Source organism: Slackia sp. CM382 (genome assembly GCF_000293015.1).
GTDB classification, from domain to species: Bacteria; Actinomycetota; Coriobacteriia; order Coriobacteriales; family Eggerthellaceae; genus Slackia; species Slackia exigua.
This window is the reverse complement of the sequence record NZ_ALNO01000019.1, coordinates 40232-59939: the sequence shown is the minus strand read 5'-3', so window position 1 is coordinate 59939 and position 19708 is coordinate 40232. Positions and strand designations below refer to the sequence as shown.

Genomic DNA, 19708 nt, shown 5'->3' with positions numbered 1-19708 from the left:
GCAGTGCAGGCCATGACGAATCACGGCCCGTGAGGAGGAATGGCACCCATCCGCGCCGGCCCTGATAGCTCATCCGCATCGGCGGCAGTCCGCAGGATATTGTCCTGCGTCCCAGGCTCGCAGCGTCGGAAACCGCTGCGCCCTTCGGCGGTCCGTCCCTTTCGCCCCGCGTCTTTCCGGACATGCATGCGGAGCTACTGATGAAGGCCGCGCCTCTATCACGCCTGTCACTTACAACAAGTCTTTACATTATATCCGCTGCCAAACGAAGGAACGGCGCATTTTCAATGCTTCGGGGAAAGGCATCCTGACCTGAAAGCGGTATCGGATGATCCCGCGAGAGACGGCGCTTCCTTGCATATATCGAACGGTCAAGGTATCATTCGAAGGCATCTTTCACGGAGAGATGACCGAGAGGCCGAAGGTGCTCGCCTGCTAAGTGAGTATGCCCCAAAAGGGCATCTGGGGTTCGAATCCCCATCTCTCCGCCAGAACACGCAACGGCCCGAACTGCGTTCCTGCAGTTCGGGCCTTTTTTGCTCAAAACCCGACGAACGCCCGGTTCTTTCGACCGAACTCCGTCTATCGGCGAATCGAAGCCACGGATGGCGCCATCTCCTCGACGGCCGCTGCGGACGCGCCTTCCCCCTCCTGCTTCACGCCGACGAGCCGCGAGAACACCTTCATCGCCACGGCGATGTTCGCGTCGGGGAAATCGTACGGGGTCGTATGCACGTCGGGATAGTCGAACCCGTTGCCGATGTAGAACATGCATCCCGGAGCTTTCTGCTGATAGTAGCCGAAGTCTTCGGATGCACGCACGGGCGACGGGTCGGGCAGGGTATGCCACGCAACGCCTGCGGCTTCCGCTGCGGCGCGCACCGCATCGGCGCACTGCTTCGCATTGATCGTCGCCGGGAAGACGTCGCTCAGCTCGAACTCGACGGCCATGCCCGCCTCGGCGGCATGCTCGCGCGCCAGGGATTCGAGCGCGGCTTGCAGCTCATCGATCTCTTCTTCGTATTGGGCGCGCAGGGTCATGAGCAGACGACCTTCGCCGGCGTTCACGCCGAAGTTCGCCGACCCGACGTCCACCTGCACGATCGTGCACATGACGTATCCCTTATGGTCCTCGGGCCGCGTCAGCCCCGGCACCGCATCCACGACCTTCGCGATGGCGAACGCCGGATTGATGCCGTTCTCAGGTTCGGCGGCATGCGAGGTCTTGCCGTGGAACGCGATGGCGAGCCCGCGGGATGCCGGCATCGTGGGGCCGTCTATCACGTTGACGGTCCCCGCCTCCATCCGAGACCAGTTGTGGAACGCGTACACCTCATCGACGCGTTCGCGCTCGATGACCTCGCACGCCACGCGTGCGCCGTCGCCGACCTCTTCGGCATCCTGGAAGATGAAAACGACGTTCTTGTCGGCGCCCTTCTGGTCGACCTCGAGCGCAAGCCCGGCAAGGGACGCGGAATGCCCGTCGTGCCCGCACTTGTGCGAAACGCCGGGGTTGCGCGATGACCAGGGCATCCGGATCCCTTCATCGATCGGCAGCGCATCGAAGTCGGCACGCACGGCCACGGTCTCGCTCGAACCGTGGCAGATGTAACGCGCGTAGAAATATCCTTTGCCCTCGTCGATGATCTCCAGGTTGCGCGTATGGGCATGCAGGAAATCGATCAGGCGCCGGCGCGTCCAGACCTCATGGTTCGAGAGTTCGGGATGGGCGTGCAGCTCGTGACGGAGCTCGGTAACCAGTTCCACGTTGTCCATGCGCATTCCTCGATTCGGAAACGCAGCCTCGCGACGCGGCGGCTTTCACCTGCGCCCCGTCTGAGGCATCGTTTTATAGAATGCGCAATTCTATGCACGCATGCAGGGTGATGAAAGGAGAAATATCCATCTGCACGTATATTTTTCGCAACGCATACAGATTTGCATCGCGAATTCGACATGAGACGAGATCGCGCCGCTCCCTTACCACGCCCGCTTCTGGGCGCCGAGATTCGAAGAGCGTTCCTCGGGCATCACGCGCACGCCGGCCGACGAACAGGCGCAGCTGCGCGCCCACCAGCCCTTGAGCTTCGCCGCAGACACGATGGCCAGCGCCGATGCGATATCGTCGACTATGGCGAAGGTGGCCGATCCGCTTCCGGAAAGCAGGACTTCCGGCGCGCCCGTCGCGGAGATGCCGACGCCTGGCTGGGCAGCGAGCCATGCGCGTATCTCGGAAAGCTCGGGAAGCACCCGCTCGGATGCCTGCGCGAGATTGTTGAACAACGCGACATCGGCTGCGTTCGTCACATACGCCGCCTGGACGCCCAGGCGTAAGCCCGAACCATCCCTCGTGCCGGACGAGGCGTCATCCATCGATGCCTTCGTCTGCATGCCCGGGCCGGGCGCCGATGCGGCTTCCTCCTCCGCTGCGCCGGCATCCGCGGCTTCGTCGAATGCCCGATACGCCTCCGCGGTGGAAACGCCTGCATCGGGGCGCACGACGACAAGGCCGCGGCGCATAGGGACAAGCTCATGATCGAAGGCATCGCCCCTGCCTGAAAGCGCGACGCAGCCCCCGCGCAGGAAGAACGGGACGTCGGCCCCCAGAGAAGCGGCCACCCGCTCGACGCGCGCATCGGCCGACGGAAGCCCCCAGAGCGCGCATGCGCCCATGAGCGCGGCCGCTGCGTTGGACGACCCGCCGCCAAGGCCGGCGGCGTGGGGAATGCGCTTCTCTATGGCTATGACCAGCTTCTCGTCTGCCGCGCGGCCGAACTCCCGCGCAAGGGCCCGCACGGCTTTGGTCGCGATATTGTCTTCCGTTGCGACATCGAGCGCCTCGACTCCGCCTAGGCACGTAGCGGATGTCTCGACCGCAAGGCCCGATGCTTCGGGCGCTTCCCCAAGGGACATCGTCACGATATCGTGAAGCGTCAGGGCGTGCATGATCGAATACGCGTCGTGGTATCCATCGGGTCGACGTCGGCCTATCTCGAGATGAAGGTTCACTTTGGCGGGCGAGAACACGCGCACGGTCTTAGGCATCTGCATCTCCTTGGTCGGACGCATCGCGGCGGCACGCGAAGAAGTCCCGCATGAGGCTCCCGCATTGCGTCGCCCACACGCCTCCGGTCGATTCGAATCGATGGTTGAGCCGTTCATCGGCATGGATGGCATACAGGGATCCGAGCGCTCCGGCCTTGGGATCCGGCGCTCCCCAGACGCATCGGTCGATGCGCGCCTGATGCATGAGCCCTGCGCACATGATGCACGGCTCGACCGTCACGTACACGGTGCAGCCTGAAAGTCGCCAGCGACCAAGGGCTTGTGCGGCGGCGCGCATGGCGGAAAACTCCGCATGCCCCGAAGGATCGCGATCGGCTTCTCGGCGGTTATGAGCACATGCGACAACGCGGCCGTCGCATACCACCACGGCACCGATGGGCACTTCCCCCTCTTCGAAGGCGCGACGCGCTTCGGTGTAGGCCTCGCGCATGAACGACTCGTCCTTCTCGATGCGGTCGTCTGCCGAGGGAGGAATCGCGTTATGAAGCTCATTCGAATCCATGCCGCCATTATACGTGCGCGGAAACGCCCGAAAACGCACGATGGGCCGAAGACGGAGCGTCTTCGGCCCATCGCCATACGCGGCGAAGAAACTTCGCCTGCACGACATCCCTCGCACGGCGGCCCGAGAGGAGGGGGTGCCGTCGCGCGATTCGTGCCAAGAATCGTTCGATCGCGGCGTTACGCGCGCTTCGCGGCATTCGTGCCGGCGACGCGCCCGTAGAACATGCACATCGACTCGCTCAGGCCCTTGAGGGAAATCGGATACTGGACGTTGAAGCGCCCGCCCTGGGGAGCGCCGCAGACGTACAGGCCGGGAATGATCTCCCGCTCGGTCGAATACACATGGCAGTTCTCGTCGGATTCCAGCCCGCCGAGGTTGGCGAGCGTCAGGGCGCAGCCGCATTCGGCCGCGTAGAAGGGGCCGTTCTCAAGCGCGAAGAGGCGCTTCGCGCTCTTGCCGAAGTCGGTGTCTTCGCCGGCCTTGCACAGCTCGTTGTAGCGATCGATGGAGGCCTTGGCGGCAGCGGCGTCCATGCCCTCGATCTTCGAGAGCAGCTCGTCGAGCGTGTCGGCCTTCAGGCAGCGCCCTTCGTCGACGGCCTTCTGGATATCGGCATCGGTGCGCACGTTGATGCGCAGGCCGGACGCGGTGTAGTCCGGCAGGGCGTCTTCGCGGTAGATGCAGGCGACGCCATGCGCGGCAGGAAAGAACTTGAGCTGCTCGGGCCACGACGCGTCGAAGAACTGGTAGGCCTTGCGCTGCGGCTGCAGTTCGACCTGGTTCTCGAGCTGCTGGCCGGCGATATCTTCGTTCATGAAGCGCTCGCCGTGGAGGTTGAGCCAGAGGTAGCCGTTGTTGCCGATGACGCCGCGGCCGTCGGCTCCGGCACCGCCTCCCATGTGATGGATCATCGGGGCATGCCACTGCTCGATCGCGGCACCGGCCCAGACGCCCATCTTGTGGCCGTCGCCCACGTTCGTGTAGCTGCCCTTGGAATCCATATCCAGGCTGAGGATCTGGATGCCGTTCTCGACGCACTGGGGCGCATAGAACTTCATCATCTCTTCGTTGGCCAGGTAGTCGCCCGTCGCGATGACGACGCCTTTCGCATTGATCTTGATGTATTTGCCGGAGTCGGCCGCCTGGGCGTAGATGCCTGCGATGGCGCCGGCATCGTCCTTGATGAGCTCGACGCCCTTGGTGTTGTAGCGCACGTCCGCGCCGCCGTCGACGGCCACCTGAAGGTTGTCGGACATGACCTTCTCAAGGCTGCTGAACCCGATGGAGGTCGGGTAGCAGGGCATGGATTCCTTGGTGTAGTCGTATTCTTCGAGCATCGGATAGAAGTACGGATACAGGTAGTTCTTCTGGCTTTCCTCAGGAACCTCCGACCAGGTCTCGTCGGTGATATACAGGCTCTGGCTCGCGCTGATGAACCAGTCGAAGGTCTCGCCGACCTCGTCGGCCCAGCGCTTGATGATGCCGTATTTGCTGTGATGGCTGCATTCGGTCATATGCATATCCACCACGTCGAAAGTCTTGAGGAATCCGTCGCCGCGACCCCACTTCGCCATGGTCTGGCCGCCGAGGATGGCCATGTCGGATGCGACGCTGTTCATGCGGGGAGAGGCCTCGAGGCACACGAGCTTCGCGCCCGCCTCGACGGCGGCGCGGGCCGCAACGACGCCGGCGCCGCCCAGGCCGACGACGACCACGTCGGCGTCGATCTCTTCCTCGATGTCGGCGTCGGAAATGACCGGCGCCTCGCCGAGCCAAGGAAGCACGCCGGTGCCGTCGTATCCGACGGTAGCCGTCGACACCGCGGCTGCGCCGGGCTTCGATTCGGCAGCGGCTCCGTCGGACTTCGGCGCGCACCCGGCGAGCGCAGCGCCTCCGGCGATGGCGGCGCTTGCGATGGCGGCGCCGGACAGGAAATTCCTACGGCTCATAGAAGCAGACATGATGCGTCCTTCCCTTCGTCCGCCCATACGCGGACGGTTCGATCGTTCCCTGGCGAACATCCCTCCTCGGCCGCGGCGCGAATCCAGGCCGCCGCAAGCCCGATAGGAAGGGATTATGCCGAAGAAGACCGGCGCGCGCACCATCCCCTATGGTTGAAAATGCCGGGTATGAGAGCAGCCCACCTGGCTAAACGCAGAATTCATCCCTTGAGCTCCATGAACCTCTGCGTAAAGAACGCCGCGTCGCGCCTATGCGATAATGCGCGTCGGGAGACGAGGGGTGATGAATGTCTACGCAGGAAAAGATCGAGCTATCGGCATCGCATATCGCCTACGGCACGGGTTTCGGCCTCATCAGCTGCTGGGCTACGGTCTCTCTGTTTTCTGGAGCGTTCAGCATCCTGTCGACCACGGCAGTCACCACGTATTCGATGCTGTCAGGAGCGATCGCCTGCCTCTGCGCGCTCGCGCTCTATGGACGCATGGCCCCGTTCTCGGGCCGCAGCCTTCGCGCGCTCGCATGCGCTGCGGCGATCGCGGTTGGCACGTTCCTCTACTCGTATCCCGCCTTCGCCGAAAGCCCGGCCATCGGCATGGTAGGAACGGTCCTTTCCGGAACGTTTACTATCCTCGTGCTCATGTCCTGGTTCGACGTGTTCGTCCGCATGATGCCGCGCGCGATTGTGACCTGCGCAGGCATAGCCTTGCTTATCGCTGCCGCCGCATCGATCGGAATCCTGGCGTTGCCGCCGCGCGCAGCAAGCGCCGCGATCACCGCCATACCCCTCGTTTCGTGGATCCTCCTGCCGCCCCCGAGCACGCTCGTCATGGAGGCTGGGCGGTCGGCGCAAGATTATCGAGATTTCCACGGATCGCACGGCCCCGTGGAAGCGGTACGGGAAGCCGTGCCGTCGCGAACGCTGCTCGGCATCGCCATCGTCTTCTTCGTCGTCGGAGCCCTAGGCGTTGCCACTGAAGAGTCGGACACGTTCGTGCATGCACTCAATCCCATCTATCTCCTCATTCCGTTTCTCGGATCGGCGTTCTTCATCGCAAGCGCCCGCATCGTGCGTAAGACCATAGACACCTCGATGCTCTATAAGATGCTCATGGTCGCCATTGCGGCGCTCGCCTTCGTGTTGGGCAGCGTTCTGCACATCAGCGTGTCGCTCTTGTACTTCACCTACATCACGGCCGATGTCGTGCTATGGACCGTGCTCTGCATCGCCGCCCGCTCGACTCCGGTGCAAGCGTATGCGGTCTTCGCCGTGGGCTGGCTCGCCGAGGTCCTCGGAAACGTGCTCGGGCACAACGTCGCGGCGGCGATGGTCGACCAAGCCTTGTTTTCGGGCATCATCATCGTGCTCATCATCATCGCCGTCGGATTCGCGTTCGGCGACGGCACGTTCGTCATCAACGTCGATGAGAGCGGTGAGACATCGAACGACGCGCCTGAATGCAGGCGATCCGACAATCCGTCGACGAAAACGAGCGACGGACGCGCCGAGCACGGCACGACGATAGGAAAAGGCGCGGAGGCACGGGGTTCTGAAGTCGTTTCGGGCGACCAAGACCGCACGAACCGCCCCGAGAATACGGCGGCGGAAACCTCCTTTGCGCAACCGCGCGCGATTCCTCAGGAAGCCGCAGCAGCATACGGGCCCGACCCTATCGCCCGATTCGTCGACGCGTACGGGCTTTCACGCCGCGAACGCGACGTTTTCGAGCTTTGGGTCACGGGACACGGCCTCAAACATATCGAGAACGCGCTCTACATCTCGGAAGCGACGGTGAAATCGCACCTGCGCAACATCTATCGCAAATGCGACACGCACAGCCGCGCCGAGATCATCGATCTCTACGAATCGATGCCCGCGCCTCGCTAAAGGAAGCGCTCTTCATGGGCGAACGGCCCTCAGACGCACATGCGTTCCTTGCGCTCCTTGCACGCTTCTAGAAAAAAGCCCCGCACGAAGGCGGGGCGAATCATCTGGCGGAGGAAGTAGGATTTGAACCCACGAGAGCTTTCGCCCTGCTTGTTTTCAAGACAAGTGCCTTCAACCGCTCGGCCATTCCTCCGAAAGCTCCCAGCAGGATACCACAAGGACTCGAATGGGCATTCCTTCATGAAGAAAGGCGCCTGTCATCGATGGACGCTATAGCGTCCTCAACGCATCCACCAGCGCGGTCTTGGATTCGGTCTTCCCGTCCTTCATCTTGATGACCTTCGCAGGAATGCCGGCGACGACTGATCCGGGAGCCACGTCCGACACGACGACCGCGCCGGCGGCGACGACAGACCCGGCACCCACGCGGCAACCTTCGAGCACGACGGCGTTCGCGCCGATCATGACGTCGTCTTCGATGACGACAGGCGTGGCGCTTGCGGGTTCCACGACGCCCGCAAGCACGGTGCCGGCGCCGATATGGCAGCGTTTGCCGACGATGGCGCGCCCCCCGAGGACGCAGCCCATATCGATCATCGTGCCTTCGCCGACAACCGATCCGATATTGATGATGGCACCCATCATGATGACGGCGTTATCGCCGATCTCCACACGGTCGCGAATGATGGCGCCGGGTTCGATGCGCGCATTGACGCTACGGGTGTCGAGCAAAGGAACGCCCGAATTGCGGCGATCGAATTCGACGTCGAAATGTTCGATGGACGAGGCTTGGTCGGAAAGCATGCGGCTCGCATCCGACCAGTCGGCGAAGACGACCATGCCGTCGGGCGTTCCGTATGCACGCACGTCGGCACGGCCGGCATAGGCGCACGGTTCGAACGTGCGTCCATCCTTCATCTTGAGATAGACCTTGACCGGGGTCTTCTTTTCGGATGCGGCGATATAGGCAATGATGTCTTCGGCGTTCATCGAATTCCTTCCTTGTCCGCGAACAGCAAATCGTCGAACGTGTACATGCCGGCGGGACGCCCGGCGATCCTTCGCGCCGCCTCGACGGCGCCTTCGGCGAAGATACGGCGACTCGACGCGCGATGCGTGAGCGACACCTCCTCTTCCTGCCCGAAGAAATGCACGGTGTGCGTTCCTGCAACGGTTCCTCCGCGGACGGCATGGATGCCTATCTCGGTCGGCTTGCGTGCGCCCGTCATGCCTTCGCGCCCGTACACCACATCGGCGCGGGCCTCGGGATCGACGGCTGCGAGCAGCATCTTCGCCGTGCCGCTTGGGGCGTCGGCTTTCTTGTTGTGGTGCGTTTCCACGATCTCGATATCGAAACCTTCGAGCAGGCGCGCCGCATGCGAGGCGAGATGACGCAGGGCGGCGACGCCGATGGAATAATTGGCGCTGTGAATGACGGCCGCTTTATGGGAAAGCGCCTGAAGTCGCGCCATATCGCCATCATCGTATCCCGTCGTGCCCGACACCAGCGCCGCTCGGGTTTGCGCGATGAAGGCTTCCACGCCCGCGAGCATGGCCCTATGCGAGAAGTCGACGACGACATCCGCCTCGACCGACCCATCGGAAAGCAGGCCCGCGGAATCCTTTCCTATGACGCCCGCCAGCTCGAGATCGGGTGCATCGCGCACGATGTCGCAAACGATGGAGCCCATGCGCCCATTCCCCACCACAAGCACCTTAGCCAATGAGACCAGCCTCCTTCATAGCCATGGTCAGTCGGGAATCCGCCGTCTGCGATATGCGGCCGAGCGGCTGTCGGTATATCGCCCGCCCATACCCCATCTTTTCAAGGGCGGCCTTCACAGGTATCGGATTGACCTCGCAGAACAGAGCATCGATCAGGTCAAGCGATGCAAGCTGGGTTGCGAGCGCCGCATCCGTGCGCCCCTCCATCCAATCCATCACCATGCCATGGACGGTCGCAGGCGCGACGTTCGCCCACACCGATATGACGCCTTTGGCACCGAGCGCGAGCAGAGGAACCACCATATCGTCGTTGCCCGAATACATGACGAAGTCATCGGACAGATGCCGCGCGATCCTGCTCGCATACGCGATGGATCCCGAAGCCTCTTTGATGGCGACGGCGTTCGGATGGCGCGCCAGGCGCTCGACGACGGGCTCGGGGATGGAGCAGCCCGTACGGCCCGGCACATTGTAGAGGATGCACGGGATGTCGACCGCATCGAGCACGGTCTTGAAGTGCCGATACATCCCTTCCTCGTTCGTCTTGTTGTAATAAGGAGTGATGAGAAGCAGCCCATCGGCGCCCAACTCCTGCAGACGCAGGCTCTTCTCCTTCATCGTCTCGGTCGAATTCGAGCCGCTCCCCGCGATGACGGGCATGCGTCCGGCAACGCGCCTGACGACGAACTCGCAGACGGCGTCGTCCTCTTCATGGGTCATGGTCGACGATTCGCCCGTCGTTCCCAGCACGAGCAGAGCATCGGTTCCTGCCCCGAGATGCAGATCGACGAGACGGCCGAGCGCATCGAAATCGATCGAACCGTCCTCCGCGAACGGCGTGACCAGCGCCACGATAGAGCCTTCAAGCCCTCGAATGTCCATAGCGGTCTCCCTTTCTCTCGCGCGAAAACCGATGCCTCGCGCATGCTTCGGCTTAAAAACGCCCGTGCGGACGCCTTATTTCCCTGCGAGCCGCTTGAACTCGTCGAAGCAGTCCAGGGTCGCGAAATAATCCTGGGTCGTCTCGGCGCGGCGAATGAGCTTGACGGAGCCGTCGGGCCTCAAGAGAAGCTCCGCGGATCGCAGGCGGCCGTTGTAGTTGTACCCCATCGCATGCCCATGGGCGCCGGCGTCGTGGATGACGAGGAGATCCCCTCTGTCGATGCGGGGAAGAGCTCGATCGACGGCGAATTTGTCGTTGTTCTCGCAGAGCCCGCCTACGACATCGTAGGTATGGTCGCGCTCGGCGGCCTCCTTCCCCAGAACGGTTATATGGTGGTAGGCGCCGTAGATGGCGGGACGCATGAGATTCGCCGCGCAGGCATCGACGCCGATGTAGTCCTTGTACGTGTGCTTCTCCCGAATCGCCCGCGTGATCAGGCAACCATACGGCCCCGTCACAAAACGGCCGAGTTCCGTGAAGAGGGCGACGTCGCCCATGCCTGCCGGCACCAGGATATCTTCGAATTTCCGACGCACTCCCTCGCCGATCGCCTCGATATCGTTCGGCTCCTGGTCAGGGGTATATGGAATGCCGATGCCGCCGGAGAGGTTGATGAAGCCGATATGCACGTCGGCCTCGCGCGCGACACGCACGGCGACGTCGAACAGAATGCCCGCCAGCTTCGGATAGTACTCGTTCGTGACGGTATTGCTCGCAAGGAAGGCATGGATGCCGAACTCCTTGGCCCCCTTCGCCTTCAATATACGGAAAGCCTCTATGAGCTGGTCATCCGTCATGCCGTATTTCGCATCGCCCGGATTGTCCATGATGCCGTTCGCAACTTCGAACGTGCCGCCGGGATTGTATCGGCACGAAATGGTCTTAGGGATGCGGCCGATGACGCTTTCGAGCACGTCGATATGCGTGATGTCGTCCAGATTGATCGTCGCGCCGAGCTGCGATGCCAGTTTGAAATCCTCTTCCGGCGTCTCGTTCGACGAGAACATGATGTCGGGACCGTGCGCACCGCAGGCATCCGCGAGCACAAGCTCGGCGTAGGACGAGCAATCGCATCCGCAGCCGTATTCCTGAAGGATTTCGATGATGAACGGATTCGGCGTCGCCTTCACGGCGAAATACTCGCGAAAACCGGGGTTCCATGAGAACGCCCTGACGAGCGACTCGATATTTCGTCTGATTCCCGCTTCGTCGTAGAGATGGAACGGGGTCGGATAGCGCGCGGCGATGGCCTCGGCCTCGTCGCGGCTTATGAACGGAACCTTTTCCATGCACGTCCTCCTTGTGAACCTCCTAGGCAGGATGCCCTGCCGGAAATCGAAAGAGGCCATGCGCGACGGCGTTCCCTCTTGGGCAGATAGCACCCCTGCGATCTCGCGCAGACAGTCCGCCCGGTATCCCCCGACGTCCCACCGTCGTGCCATGCCTGGCCCGCCGGTTCGGCGAACGCGCCCTTGCTCGGTGTCGTGGCCCGCCGGCTCGACCGAGCGCCCTCTTGTTCGCGCCTCTATCGTAGGAAGCAACGTATCATGCCCGATGCGTCTGGCATAGAGAATTTACGTCGACGCATAAAAGACCCGTTTTTCGGAGGGTCGCGGATATAATCCGACGAAACAAGCCGCTCACGCGAGGAGCCCCTATGATCGATACGCTCACACGCATCCGACGCGATCTTCATCGCATCCCCGAACTCGACTTCGATCTGCCCCAGACCATCGATTATGTGCGCACCGAGCTCGAATCGCTCGGATCGGACGCGGAGATCTTCTCACCTTGCAAAAGCACCGTCTGCGCATTCTTCGACTTCGGCTCCGATGCGACCACGGCGATCCGGTCGGATATGGACGCCTTGCCCGTCCGCGAGGAAACAGGCGTGCCGTTCCGTTCGACGCACGCGGGATGCATGCACGCATGCGGCCATGACGGCCATATGGCGATGGTTCTCGGGCTCGCCCATCGCATCGCCCGCGATCCCGAAGGCATCGTGCGCAATGTGCTGCTCGTGTTCCAGCCGGCTGAGGAAACCACCGGCGGCGCGAATGTCGTCTGCAAGTCGGGCGTGTTCGAACGATATCGCGTGGATAGGATCTTCGGATTCCATCTGTGGCCCGACTTGCCGAAGGGCGCCATCGCCAGTCGAAGCGGCGCGCTGCTGGCGGCCTGCAATGAAATAACCGTCACCATGAACGGGGTCTCGAGCCACATCGCCAAGGCGGCCGAAGGACACGACGCGCTGGTTGCGGGGGCGATGTTCGTGCATGAGATGAACGTCCGCATGGATAAGGAGCGATCGGAGCCCTGCCTCTTGAAGTTCGGCCACATGACGAGCGGCACGGTCCGAAACGCCATCGCGGCCACGAGCGTCGTCGAGGGAAGCCTGCGCACGTTTTCCCTTGAGAAGCGTCAGACGCTGCAAGCCGCCATCAAGGACATCGCTCGAAAAGTCGCCGATGCGGAGGGTTGCACCTGCACCGTCGATGTTTCGGAAGGATATCCGCCGGTCATCAACGACGCCGCGCTCTTCGCGCGGGCGAAGGAATCCATACCTGAGCTCGAAACGATTCCCGACCCGCTTCTCATCGCCGAGGATTTCTCTCATTACCAGCAGCACCTTCCCGGCGTCTTCTTGCTGCTGGGCACGGGAACAGGCATCCCGCTGCATGCGAGCACCTTCGATTTCGACGAACGCGTCCTTGAAGCGGGATTGAGCGTCTACGAACGCCTCGTTCGCATTCCTTAAGAACGCGCCTTCAGCGCGCGTATGAACGAAACCAGTCTGATCAGTCCTTCGTTCAAGGTCTCATCGTCGCATGCGTACGAGAGGCGTACGTGGCCTTCCCCGCCGAAAAGAGACCCGGGCACGAGAGCGACGCCGGCCTCTTCGATGGCCCTCTCGCAAAACTCTTCGGACGTAAGGCCGAAGGGGCGAATGGAGGGAAACGCGTAGAATGCGCCTTGCGGTTCGACAAGATCGAGGCCCATCACATGAAGCGCATCGACGACCAAGCCTCGGCGGCGGCGATAGGCCTCCATGAATGCCGCGGTATCGTAGGAAAGCGCTTCGAGCGCAGCGTGCTGGATGAAGGACGGCACGCTCGACACGGCGAACTGGTGCACCATCGACAGCTTCGCGACAATGGGCGCGGCAGCGGCAAGCCATCCGAGCCTCCAGCCTGTCATGGCATACGGCTTCGAAAAGCTGTCGACAACGACGACTCGATCCCTGAGCTCAGGATGACGCACGGCGAAGCCTTCGTACCCTGCTTCGTATACAAGTTTTCTGTACACGTCGTCGCAGATGATGTATACACCATGTTCACGGGCGACGAAGGCCGCCGCATCCAGGCTTTCCTCGTCCAAGATGCTTCCGGTCGGGTTGTTGGGGCTTGCCAAGACGATCGCCTTGGTCCGCCTGGTCACGGCAGCCTCAAGCTTTTCCCTAGCCAGCTGAAAGGAATCCGCCTCGGTATCGACCAGGACAGGGCACGCGCGGCAGAAGCGCGCGATGGATTCATACAAGATGAAGGCGGGCGTGGGAATGACGACCTCGTCCCCCGGGTTCAAAAGCCCCATCATCGTCACGAACAAAGCCTCGGTTGCGCCAGATGTGACGACGATATCGTCCGCATCGTAGGACAGACCTCGCCTGACGCAATCGCGCGCGATGCCTTCGCGCAAGAACGCATGGCCGTTGTTCGGAGGATAGTGCGTCATGCGCGCATCCAGATCTTCCTGCACGCGTGACACGATGGCATCGGGGGTATCCTCCCCCGGCTCCCCAAGCGTAAGCGAGATGCATCCAGGCGTCTCGGCGGCAAGACGCGAGAATCTGCGGATCCCCGAAGGACGTACCTGATCGAGCGCGCCGTTCAACGGCAAGGGCTTTGCCATATCGCACCCGGATGCAGGTTTCGAAAAGACCGTCTGCGCCATGCCGGGTTTCCTAATCGCGGTCTTCGATCGAAATATACGGACGTGCATGCCCGGTTTTTTTATACGCAGGCCGCATGATGCGCTTGCCGGATACGATCTCTTCGAACCTGTGGGCGCTCCATCCTGCCATGCGGGCGCACGCGAAGATAGGAGTCAGCATGTCGCGAGGGATTCCCAAAGCCGAGTACACGCATCCGCTGTACAGATCGACGTTCGCGCATACCTGCTTCGTCGTGCCCTTCTCGCGCATGAGATCGGGCGTAAGCTGCTCGATGAGCTCAAGCAGGCGGAATTCGCGTTCATACTCGGTGCCCGAGACGAGATCTTTCGCGTATTCATGCAAGACCTCGGCGCGCGGATCGGAGAGCGTATAGACCGCATGCCCCATGCCGTAGATAAGACCGGTACGGTTATAGGCCTCCTTGCGTAGGATACGACGCAGGTAATCGGCAACCTGTCCCTCGTCGGTAATGTCCTTCACGTGTTCTTCGATGTCGTCGGTCATGGCGAGCACGCGATTGTTCGCGCCGCCGTGCCGCGCGCCCTTCAGGCTTCCGATAGCCCCCGAGTATGCAGAGTACGGATCGGTGTCCGAGCTGGTAAGCGTGCGACACGTGAACGTCGAGTTGTTGCCTCCTCCATGTTCGGCATGGAGCATCAGCATGATGTCGAGAACGCGCGCCTCTTCCTCGGTAAAGGAACGATCGGGGCGAAGCATGGAAAGGATGGTTTCCGCCGTGCGTTCCCCCGGAACGAAATGGTGGATATACAGAGACTCGCCGAGGAATTTATCCCTCATCGCGCAATAGGCAAGAACCGCGATGCGGGGCAGGCGGGACAGCAGCATGATCGCCGTGTCGATCTCATGAGCGTACGAGCGATCCTCAGCGTCCTCATCGAAGGCGTACAGCTGCAGAACGCTGCGGGAGAGGCAGTTCATCACGTCGCGTGTCGGCGGATGCAGGATATAGCTTGTCGTGAATCCATCGGGCAGGTCGCGCGCATCGTCGATCTTCCTTTGGAACACATCCAGCTCTTCTTGGTTCGGAAGCTCTCCGCCCATAAGAAGGTATGCGACTTCCTCGAAGCCGAAGCGCCTTTCGGATACCACATGATCGACGAGATCATGGATGTCGTACCCGCGAAACGAAAGACGGCCCCTATCGGGAGTCCTGTCTCCATCGCATACGACATAGCCATGAACGTTCGAAATGTTCGTCACGCCGGCGATGACGCCTGTGCCGTCCGCGTTGCGCAACCCGCGCTTCACGTCGTATTTTGAGAAATACGACGGATCGACGCGGTGCGTTTCTTCGAAATTCGAATAGAGAGGCAGTTTCTCGATCATGGCATCCCCTTTCATGCATGAATCCCTTCAAGGCACGCATGAAATTGTACCGTACCTTGCGTTTCAGGCATGCAGAACTCTATGAGCAGCGAAAACTCCGGTATAGCGATTGAGTTGCCGAAGCTGTTTCACGTGAAACATGTCCATCGAAGCATACCTATCCGCGCGATCATCGATGCGACGATCGATCTGCACGATGAGGCCAGCATCGGCCTTTCGAGGCACTGCAACATGGCGCGAGCCCTATAACCCGAGAACCTGCATAATCAAAAGCGCCACCGTCAGAATCGTGACGATCGCGACCGTCGCCCACACCGCGATCTTTCCCGCAACGCCGCTTACATGGGTGCCCATAAGGCGCTTGTCGGCGGCAAGGAGGGCCATGAACACCAAAAGGACGGGGAGTATGACGCCGTTGATGAACTGCGCGGTCAGCATGATGCCCATCAGGTTCATATGAGGAATGAGCACGATTCCGGCGGATAGGAATATGACGAATGAAAGAATGCCTTTGAACACCGGTGCTTCACGCCACGTGAAGTCGACGCCCGCTTCCCAGCCGAACGCTTCGCACAGCACATACGATGTTGTCAGGGGCAGTACGCAGGCCGCAAGGAAGCTTGCCGCCGTCAGACCGGCGGCGAAGAGCACCTTCGCGTAGTGGCCTGCGAACGGAGCCAGGGCGCTTGCTGCGGCTTCTGCCGAATCGACGCTTATGCCCTGGGGGAAGAGCACCGCTCCTGTCGTCACGATAATGAACCACGCGACGATGCAGGCCACGATCGTGCCCGTTGCGACGTCGACCTTCTGCCCGAACATATCGTCCCGAGAAGCCGTGACCCCCTTATCGACCACGTTGCTCTGAGTGAAGAACATCATCCAAGGCGCGATAGTCGTGCCGATCATCGCAATGACGAGGGAGATGAAACGCATGTCTGCAGGAATCGCGGGCGTAACGGTCGCCTGGGCAACGTCTCCCCAATTCGGCCCCGCAAGGAACGCAGCGATGATATATGTGATGAAGACGAGAGAGACCGCAAGGAACACCTTTTCCACGCTCTTATAGCTTCCGCGCGTGATGAGAATCCAAACGATGCCGGCGGAAAAGGGGACGCTCACCCATCGAGGCATGCCGAAGAGTTCGGCCCCCGAGGCGATGCCGGCGAACTCGCTGAAAGTCGTCGCAACGTTGCCCACAAGCAGCGCAGCCATCGCAAGGGCAGCCAAACGAATGCCGAAACGCTCTCTGATAAGAGCGGCGAATCCTTTGCCTGTCACGGCGCCCATACGCGCCGCCGTCATCTGCACGACCAAGAGCAGCACGCACATGACGGGGATGACCCAAAGCGTCGCGTAGCCGAATTCAGCGCCCGCGGTCGAATAGGTGGATATACCGCCCGCATCGTTGCCCGCCATGGCGGAAACCACGCCGGGCCCCATAGCGCTGAGCAGAAGCAGGACGAACGGCTTCGTCGAAGAGGCGGAACGTGCGACGGAGCTGCGTTCGTCGCCCTCTGACACGCCGGTCATGAGCCGTTGGGCATCCTCGTCTCCTGAAGTCGCAGCCTGAACGACTTCGTCGTAGGATGCGTCCTTCTTTACCATGACGAGACTCCCGCCAAGTGCAGCACGAGCAGCGTGTACAAGAACAGGAGGATGACGCCTGCCGCAACAGCAAGCACCACCTTGCCGAAGGTGTCTATCGCCTTCTCGTCTTCAGAGCTGTCTTCGATGACTTCGATGGCATCGTCAACGGTGACGAGGCCGAGCATATGTCCGCTTTCATCGACGACAGGAAGCGCGACCATATCGTACTTCGAAATATCAGCCGCCACTTCGTCTTCATCTTCGTTCGGATCTACCGTGATGACGTCGGTGAACATGATGTCGCTGAGGACGGTCGAGGGCTGGGCGAGGACGAGCGTGCGCAGAGACAGAATGCCTGTCAGCTTCTCGCTGTCCTCTTCCAGGACGTACACGTAATGAACCGTCGGGAAGTCTTCATCCAATCCGCGCAGGACCTCGATGGTATCCCCTACCGTATCGTCTTCGAACATCGAGACGAACCGCGTCGTCATCATGCCGCCGGCGGTATCGTCCTTGTACCCCAGAAGCGAGCGGATCTCCGCCGCGTCGTCGACGCCCATAAGACGAAGCAGGCGCTCGGCCTTTTCATAGGGAAGATCGCGGATGATATCCGCCGCGTCGTCAGGATCCATATGTCCAAGCAGGCCGGATACTTCGGCTACATCGAGATCCTCGAGGGCCTCCGCCTGGAACTCGTCCTCAAGTTCGGCGATGACCTCGGCCGACCGCTCGGCATCCAGATGGCGGAAGACTTCGGCGCGTTGGCGGGGATCGAGCTGCTCGAGAATATCCGCGACGTCGGCAGGATGAAGCTCCTCGAGGCGTTTATGCGTGACGGACAGTTGGACTTTAGAGAGGTCACGATCGAGCAGATCCATGTAATTCCAGGCAATGATCTGCTCTTTTATATCTATATTAAAGAGCCCGCCGATACCGACGACGGCCTTTTCCAGCAAAGGATGCAGGCCGCGCAAGATCCCGCGGACGCCGACCTCGGCACCGAGCAAACGCAGCTGAGAGCCGCTGGGCGAGATCTTCAGGTCGTTCACGCGGACGATTTTCAAGCCCTGCGTATCGACGATCTGCTTATCGAGCAGATCGCGAGCAAGAAGGATCTCTCGCGGCTGAAGATAGCTGAACCGGATGTTGAACGCCTCGGTATTCAAGACCACCTTGTCGTCGGCATAATCCTCGACATACTTGCGCCAGCTGATCATGAATGGCGTTCGACCAGGCCCTTTGAATGCAAGCGATGTGATACGAGGAAACACCTCGCCTGTTGAAATGGCGAGATCGGATACGATTCCTAGTTTTTCACCCGTCGAATCGTATACGGGCATGCCGAGCATGGCGGATAAATAGAACATGGCTCCCCTTCATGCGCACGACCTTCCAGGCCCACGCATGAAGCGAAGGTGAAGGTCATGAGTGAAAATTAGATTTTCGAACCTTCAATGTCATCCTTTGAACGCATCCATAAAAAAAGGCGCCGCTGCGCCTTCGGTTCTGCAAGAAAATGGTGCGCCGTGGGGGATTCGAACCCTCGACGTTCTGATTCGTAGTCAGACCCTCTATCCAGCTGAGGTAACGGCGCACATCGATGCAGCGGAGTTATCTTAGCAATACCCCTACACCGTGTCAACGAGAAATCACAGGAGCGGATTCTCTGACGCCATATCTCATTCATATATCATCGGTATCCTCCTGTTTACAGTATTTGAACAGGTATTTCATAGAAAAAGACGCTGTGCCGGGGGATAGGCGAGATGGATTGTCGCGAAGCCATAGACGGTTGTTCGTGCCTGGCTCCCGAATAGGGAGCGAAACCCCCGAACGCACGGAGATATCCGAAGCTTCGTCGTGTTAACGCAAGAGAAATACTATGCTCCGACAAACCCTCGATGCGGAAAACGACATACCATGGACCTTCAGAAGCAAACGATGGAAAGGCGCGGCATGAACACAGCGCATAGCGCGGACTCGAAGCAGGAAGCGCGCAGCAAGGCCATTGCGGCTCGCGCAGCAATTCCCGATGAGATGCGCATCATCAAGTCACAGGCTATCGCCAAGAAGCTCTCATCGCTTCTGGAAGAATCGCATCGAGCATACGTCCGCAGCATCGATCGCCCCGATCTCACGTCTTCCGCTTCGTTTTGCGTCGCCGTGTATTCGGCGTTTCCGAAAGAAGTCGACCTGACCCCGTTCATCAAGGATGCCTATGCTTCGCATGTGCGCGTCGCATTTCCCTGCATGACGAAAACAGGCCAGGGATCGGAAATGATCATGAGAAGCATTTCGCATGCCGCATGGCTCACGGAGGAAGCGCCCTTCGTCATGTCTCCTATCAAGTCCTTCGCGCTCGATGATTCGCGCGTCCAGCCATTCAAGGTCGTGGCTCCCGAAGAGATCGATATGATCGTCGTCCCTATGGTCGCCTACGATGAAACCCATAACCGACTCGGATACGGAGGAGGCAACTATGACCGCTTCCTCCCCCGCTTGAAAGACTCCTGCGTGATCGTCGGCGTTGCATTTGTGGAACAGCATCTCCCCGGGATTCCCCGCGAATCTACCGATATCCCCCTTAAATCCATCTACACAGCATAGAAGGCCTGGCTTTCGTTTTATCAATTCTTTAGCCGATCATATGTGAAACGACCCCTCAGAATCGATTCTGAGGGGTCGCTTTTCGTTCGATCCGATGCGGCGCGCCTTGGTTCGTCCATTGTCGAAATG

At 60.7% G+C, this 19708-nt stretch carries 15 protein-coding genes, 3 tRNA genes and 1 riboswitch; of the genes, 4 read left to right on the top strand and 14 right to left on the bottom strand.

All coding sequences use genetic code 11. The features are described from left to right. Positions 1-57: 57 nt before the first annotated feature. Positions 58-226, bottom strand: a riboswitch (Lysine riboswitch). Between the two features lie 174 nt (positions 227-400). Then, a tRNA-Ser gene (locus HMPREF1155_RS08130) sits at positions 401-491 on the top strand. A 91-nt stretch (positions 492-582) separates the two neighbouring features. Here HMPREF1155_RS08130 and HMPREF1155_RS08125 read toward each other — a convergent pair. From HMPREF1155_RS08125 to HMPREF1155_RS08110, 4 genes are all read right to left on the bottom strand, one after another. Further along, on the bottom strand, positions 583-1776 hold the full coding sequence (locus HMPREF1155_RS08125; protein WP_009079247.1) for a M20 family metallopeptidase: 1194 nt from the start codon (positions 1774-1776) through the stop codon (positions 583-585). A 204-nt stretch (positions 1777-1980) separates the two neighbouring features. Further along, a complete protein-coding gene (locus HMPREF1155_RS08120) occupies positions 1981-3045 on the bottom strand; it encodes a 4-(cytidine 5'-diphospho)-2-C-methyl-D-erythritol kinase (protein WP_009079178.1) in 1065 nt (354 codons plus the stop codon). Next, on the bottom strand, positions 3038-3568 hold the full coding sequence (tadA, locus tag HMPREF1155_RS08115) for a tRNA adenosine(34) deaminase TadA (protein ID WP_009079291.1): 531 nt from the start codon (positions 3566-3568) through the stop codon (positions 3038-3040). Before tadA ends, HMPREF1155_RS08120 begins: the two co-directional genes overlap by 8 nt. A 179-nt stretch (positions 3569-3747) precedes the next feature. Continuing rightward, positions 3748-5532 carry an FAD-binding protein gene (locus tag HMPREF1155_RS08110; protein ID WP_039993683.1) on the bottom strand — a complete coding sequence of 595 codons (1785 nt, stop codon included), beginning with the start codon at positions 5530-5532 and terminating at the stop codon, positions 3748-3750. 287 nt (positions 5533-5819) lie between these two features. On the opposite strand from HMPREF1155_RS08110, the gene HMPREF1155_RS08105 reads away from it, so the two are divergent. Further along, a complete protein-coding gene (locus HMPREF1155_RS08105; RefSeq protein ID WP_009079367.1) occupies positions 5820-7418 on the top strand; it encodes a helix-turn-helix transcriptional regulator in 1599 nt (532 codons plus the stop codon). Positions 7419-7523: 105 nt separating this feature from the next. Here HMPREF1155_RS08105 and HMPREF1155_RS08100 read toward each other — a convergent pair. The 5 genes from HMPREF1155_RS08100 to HMPREF1155_RS08080 form a co-directional block, all read right to left on the bottom strand. Continuing rightward, positions 7524-7611, bottom strand: a tRNA-Ser gene (locus HMPREF1155_RS08100). A 77-nt stretch (positions 7612-7688) separates the two neighbouring features. Beyond that, entirely contained in the window at positions 7689-8408 is a 720-nt protein-coding gene (gene dapD / locus HMPREF1155_RS08095; RefSeq protein WP_006362486.1) for a 2,3,4,5-tetrahydropyridine-2,6-dicarboxylate N-acetyltransferase, read from the bottom strand. Continuing rightward, on the bottom strand, positions 8405-9133 hold the full coding sequence (gene dapB, locus HMPREF1155_RS08090; RefSeq protein WP_238319172.1) for a 4-hydroxy-tetrahydrodipicolinate reductase: 729 nt from the start codon (positions 9131-9133) through the stop codon (positions 8405-8407). The genes dapD and dapB overlap by 4 nt, the downstream gene beginning before the upstream one ends. 1 nt (position 9134) lies before the next feature. Further along, positions 9135-10025 (bottom strand): 4-hydroxy-tetrahydrodipicolinate synthase, encoded by an 891-nt coding sequence (gene dapA / locus HMPREF1155_RS08085; RefSeq protein ID WP_009079375.1) that lies wholly within the window; start codon positions 10023-10025, stop codon positions 9135-9137. 75 nt (positions 10026-10100) lie between these two features. Then, positions 10101-11375 (bottom strand): diaminopimelate decarboxylase, encoded by a 1275-nt coding sequence (locus HMPREF1155_RS08080; RefSeq protein ID WP_009079226.1) that lies wholly within the window; start codon positions 11373-11375, stop codon positions 10101-10103. 368 nt (positions 11376-11743) lie between these two features. Here HMPREF1155_RS08080 and HMPREF1155_RS08075 point away from each other — a divergent pair, with 368 nt between their 5' ends. Then, positions 11744-12844, top strand: coding sequence for a M20 family metallopeptidase (locus HMPREF1155_RS08075; RefSeq protein ID WP_009079296.1), 1101 nt, complete (start codon positions 11744-11746; stop codon positions 12842-12844). Here the strand turns inward: HMPREF1155_RS08075 and HMPREF1155_RS08070 are convergent. The 5 genes from HMPREF1155_RS08070 to HMPREF1155_RS08045 all read right to left on the bottom strand — a co-directional run bounded on the left by HMPREF1155_RS08070 (position 12841) and on the right by HMPREF1155_RS08045 (position 18566). Continuing rightward, positions 12841-14037 carry a pyridoxal phosphate-dependent aminotransferase gene (locus tag HMPREF1155_RS08070; protein WP_009079287.1) on the bottom strand — a complete coding sequence of 399 codons (1197 nt, stop codon included), beginning with the start codon at positions 14035-14037 and terminating at the stop codon, positions 12841-12843. The genes HMPREF1155_RS08075 and HMPREF1155_RS08070 overlap by 4 nt on opposite strands. A gap of 10 nt (positions 14038-14047) precedes the next feature. Next, positions 14048-15400 (bottom strand): citrate/2-methylcitrate synthase, encoded by a 1353-nt coding sequence (locus HMPREF1155_RS08065; protein WP_009079350.1) that lies wholly within the window; start codon positions 15398-15400, stop codon positions 14048-14050. Positions 15401-15628: 228 nt separating this feature from the next. After that, positions 15629-16990, bottom strand: coding sequence for an Nramp family divalent metal transporter (locus HMPREF1155_RS08055; RefSeq protein WP_006362477.1), 1362 nt, complete (start codon positions 16988-16990; stop codon positions 15629-15631). After that, a complete protein-coding gene (locus HMPREF1155_RS08050; protein WP_009079326.1) occupies positions 16984-18339 on the bottom strand; it encodes a magnesium transporter MgtE N-terminal domain-containing protein in 1356 nt (451 codons plus the stop codon). Before HMPREF1155_RS08050 ends, HMPREF1155_RS08055 begins: the two co-directional genes overlap by 7 nt. A gap of 150 nt (positions 18340-18489) precedes the next feature. Next, positions 18490-18566 (bottom strand) — tRNA-Arg (locus tag HMPREF1155_RS08045). Positions 18567-18928: 362 nt separating this feature from the next. On the opposite strand from HMPREF1155_RS08045, the gene HMPREF1155_RS08040 reads away from it, so the two are divergent. Further along, the gene (locus HMPREF1155_RS08040; protein WP_238319164.1) at positions 18929-19579 is read left to right on the top strand and encodes a 5-formyltetrahydrofolate cyclo-ligase; all 651 of its coding nucleotides are present in this window, start codon (positions 18929-18931) and stop codon (positions 19577-19579) included. The last annotated feature ends 129 nt before the right edge of the window (positions 19580-19708 follow it).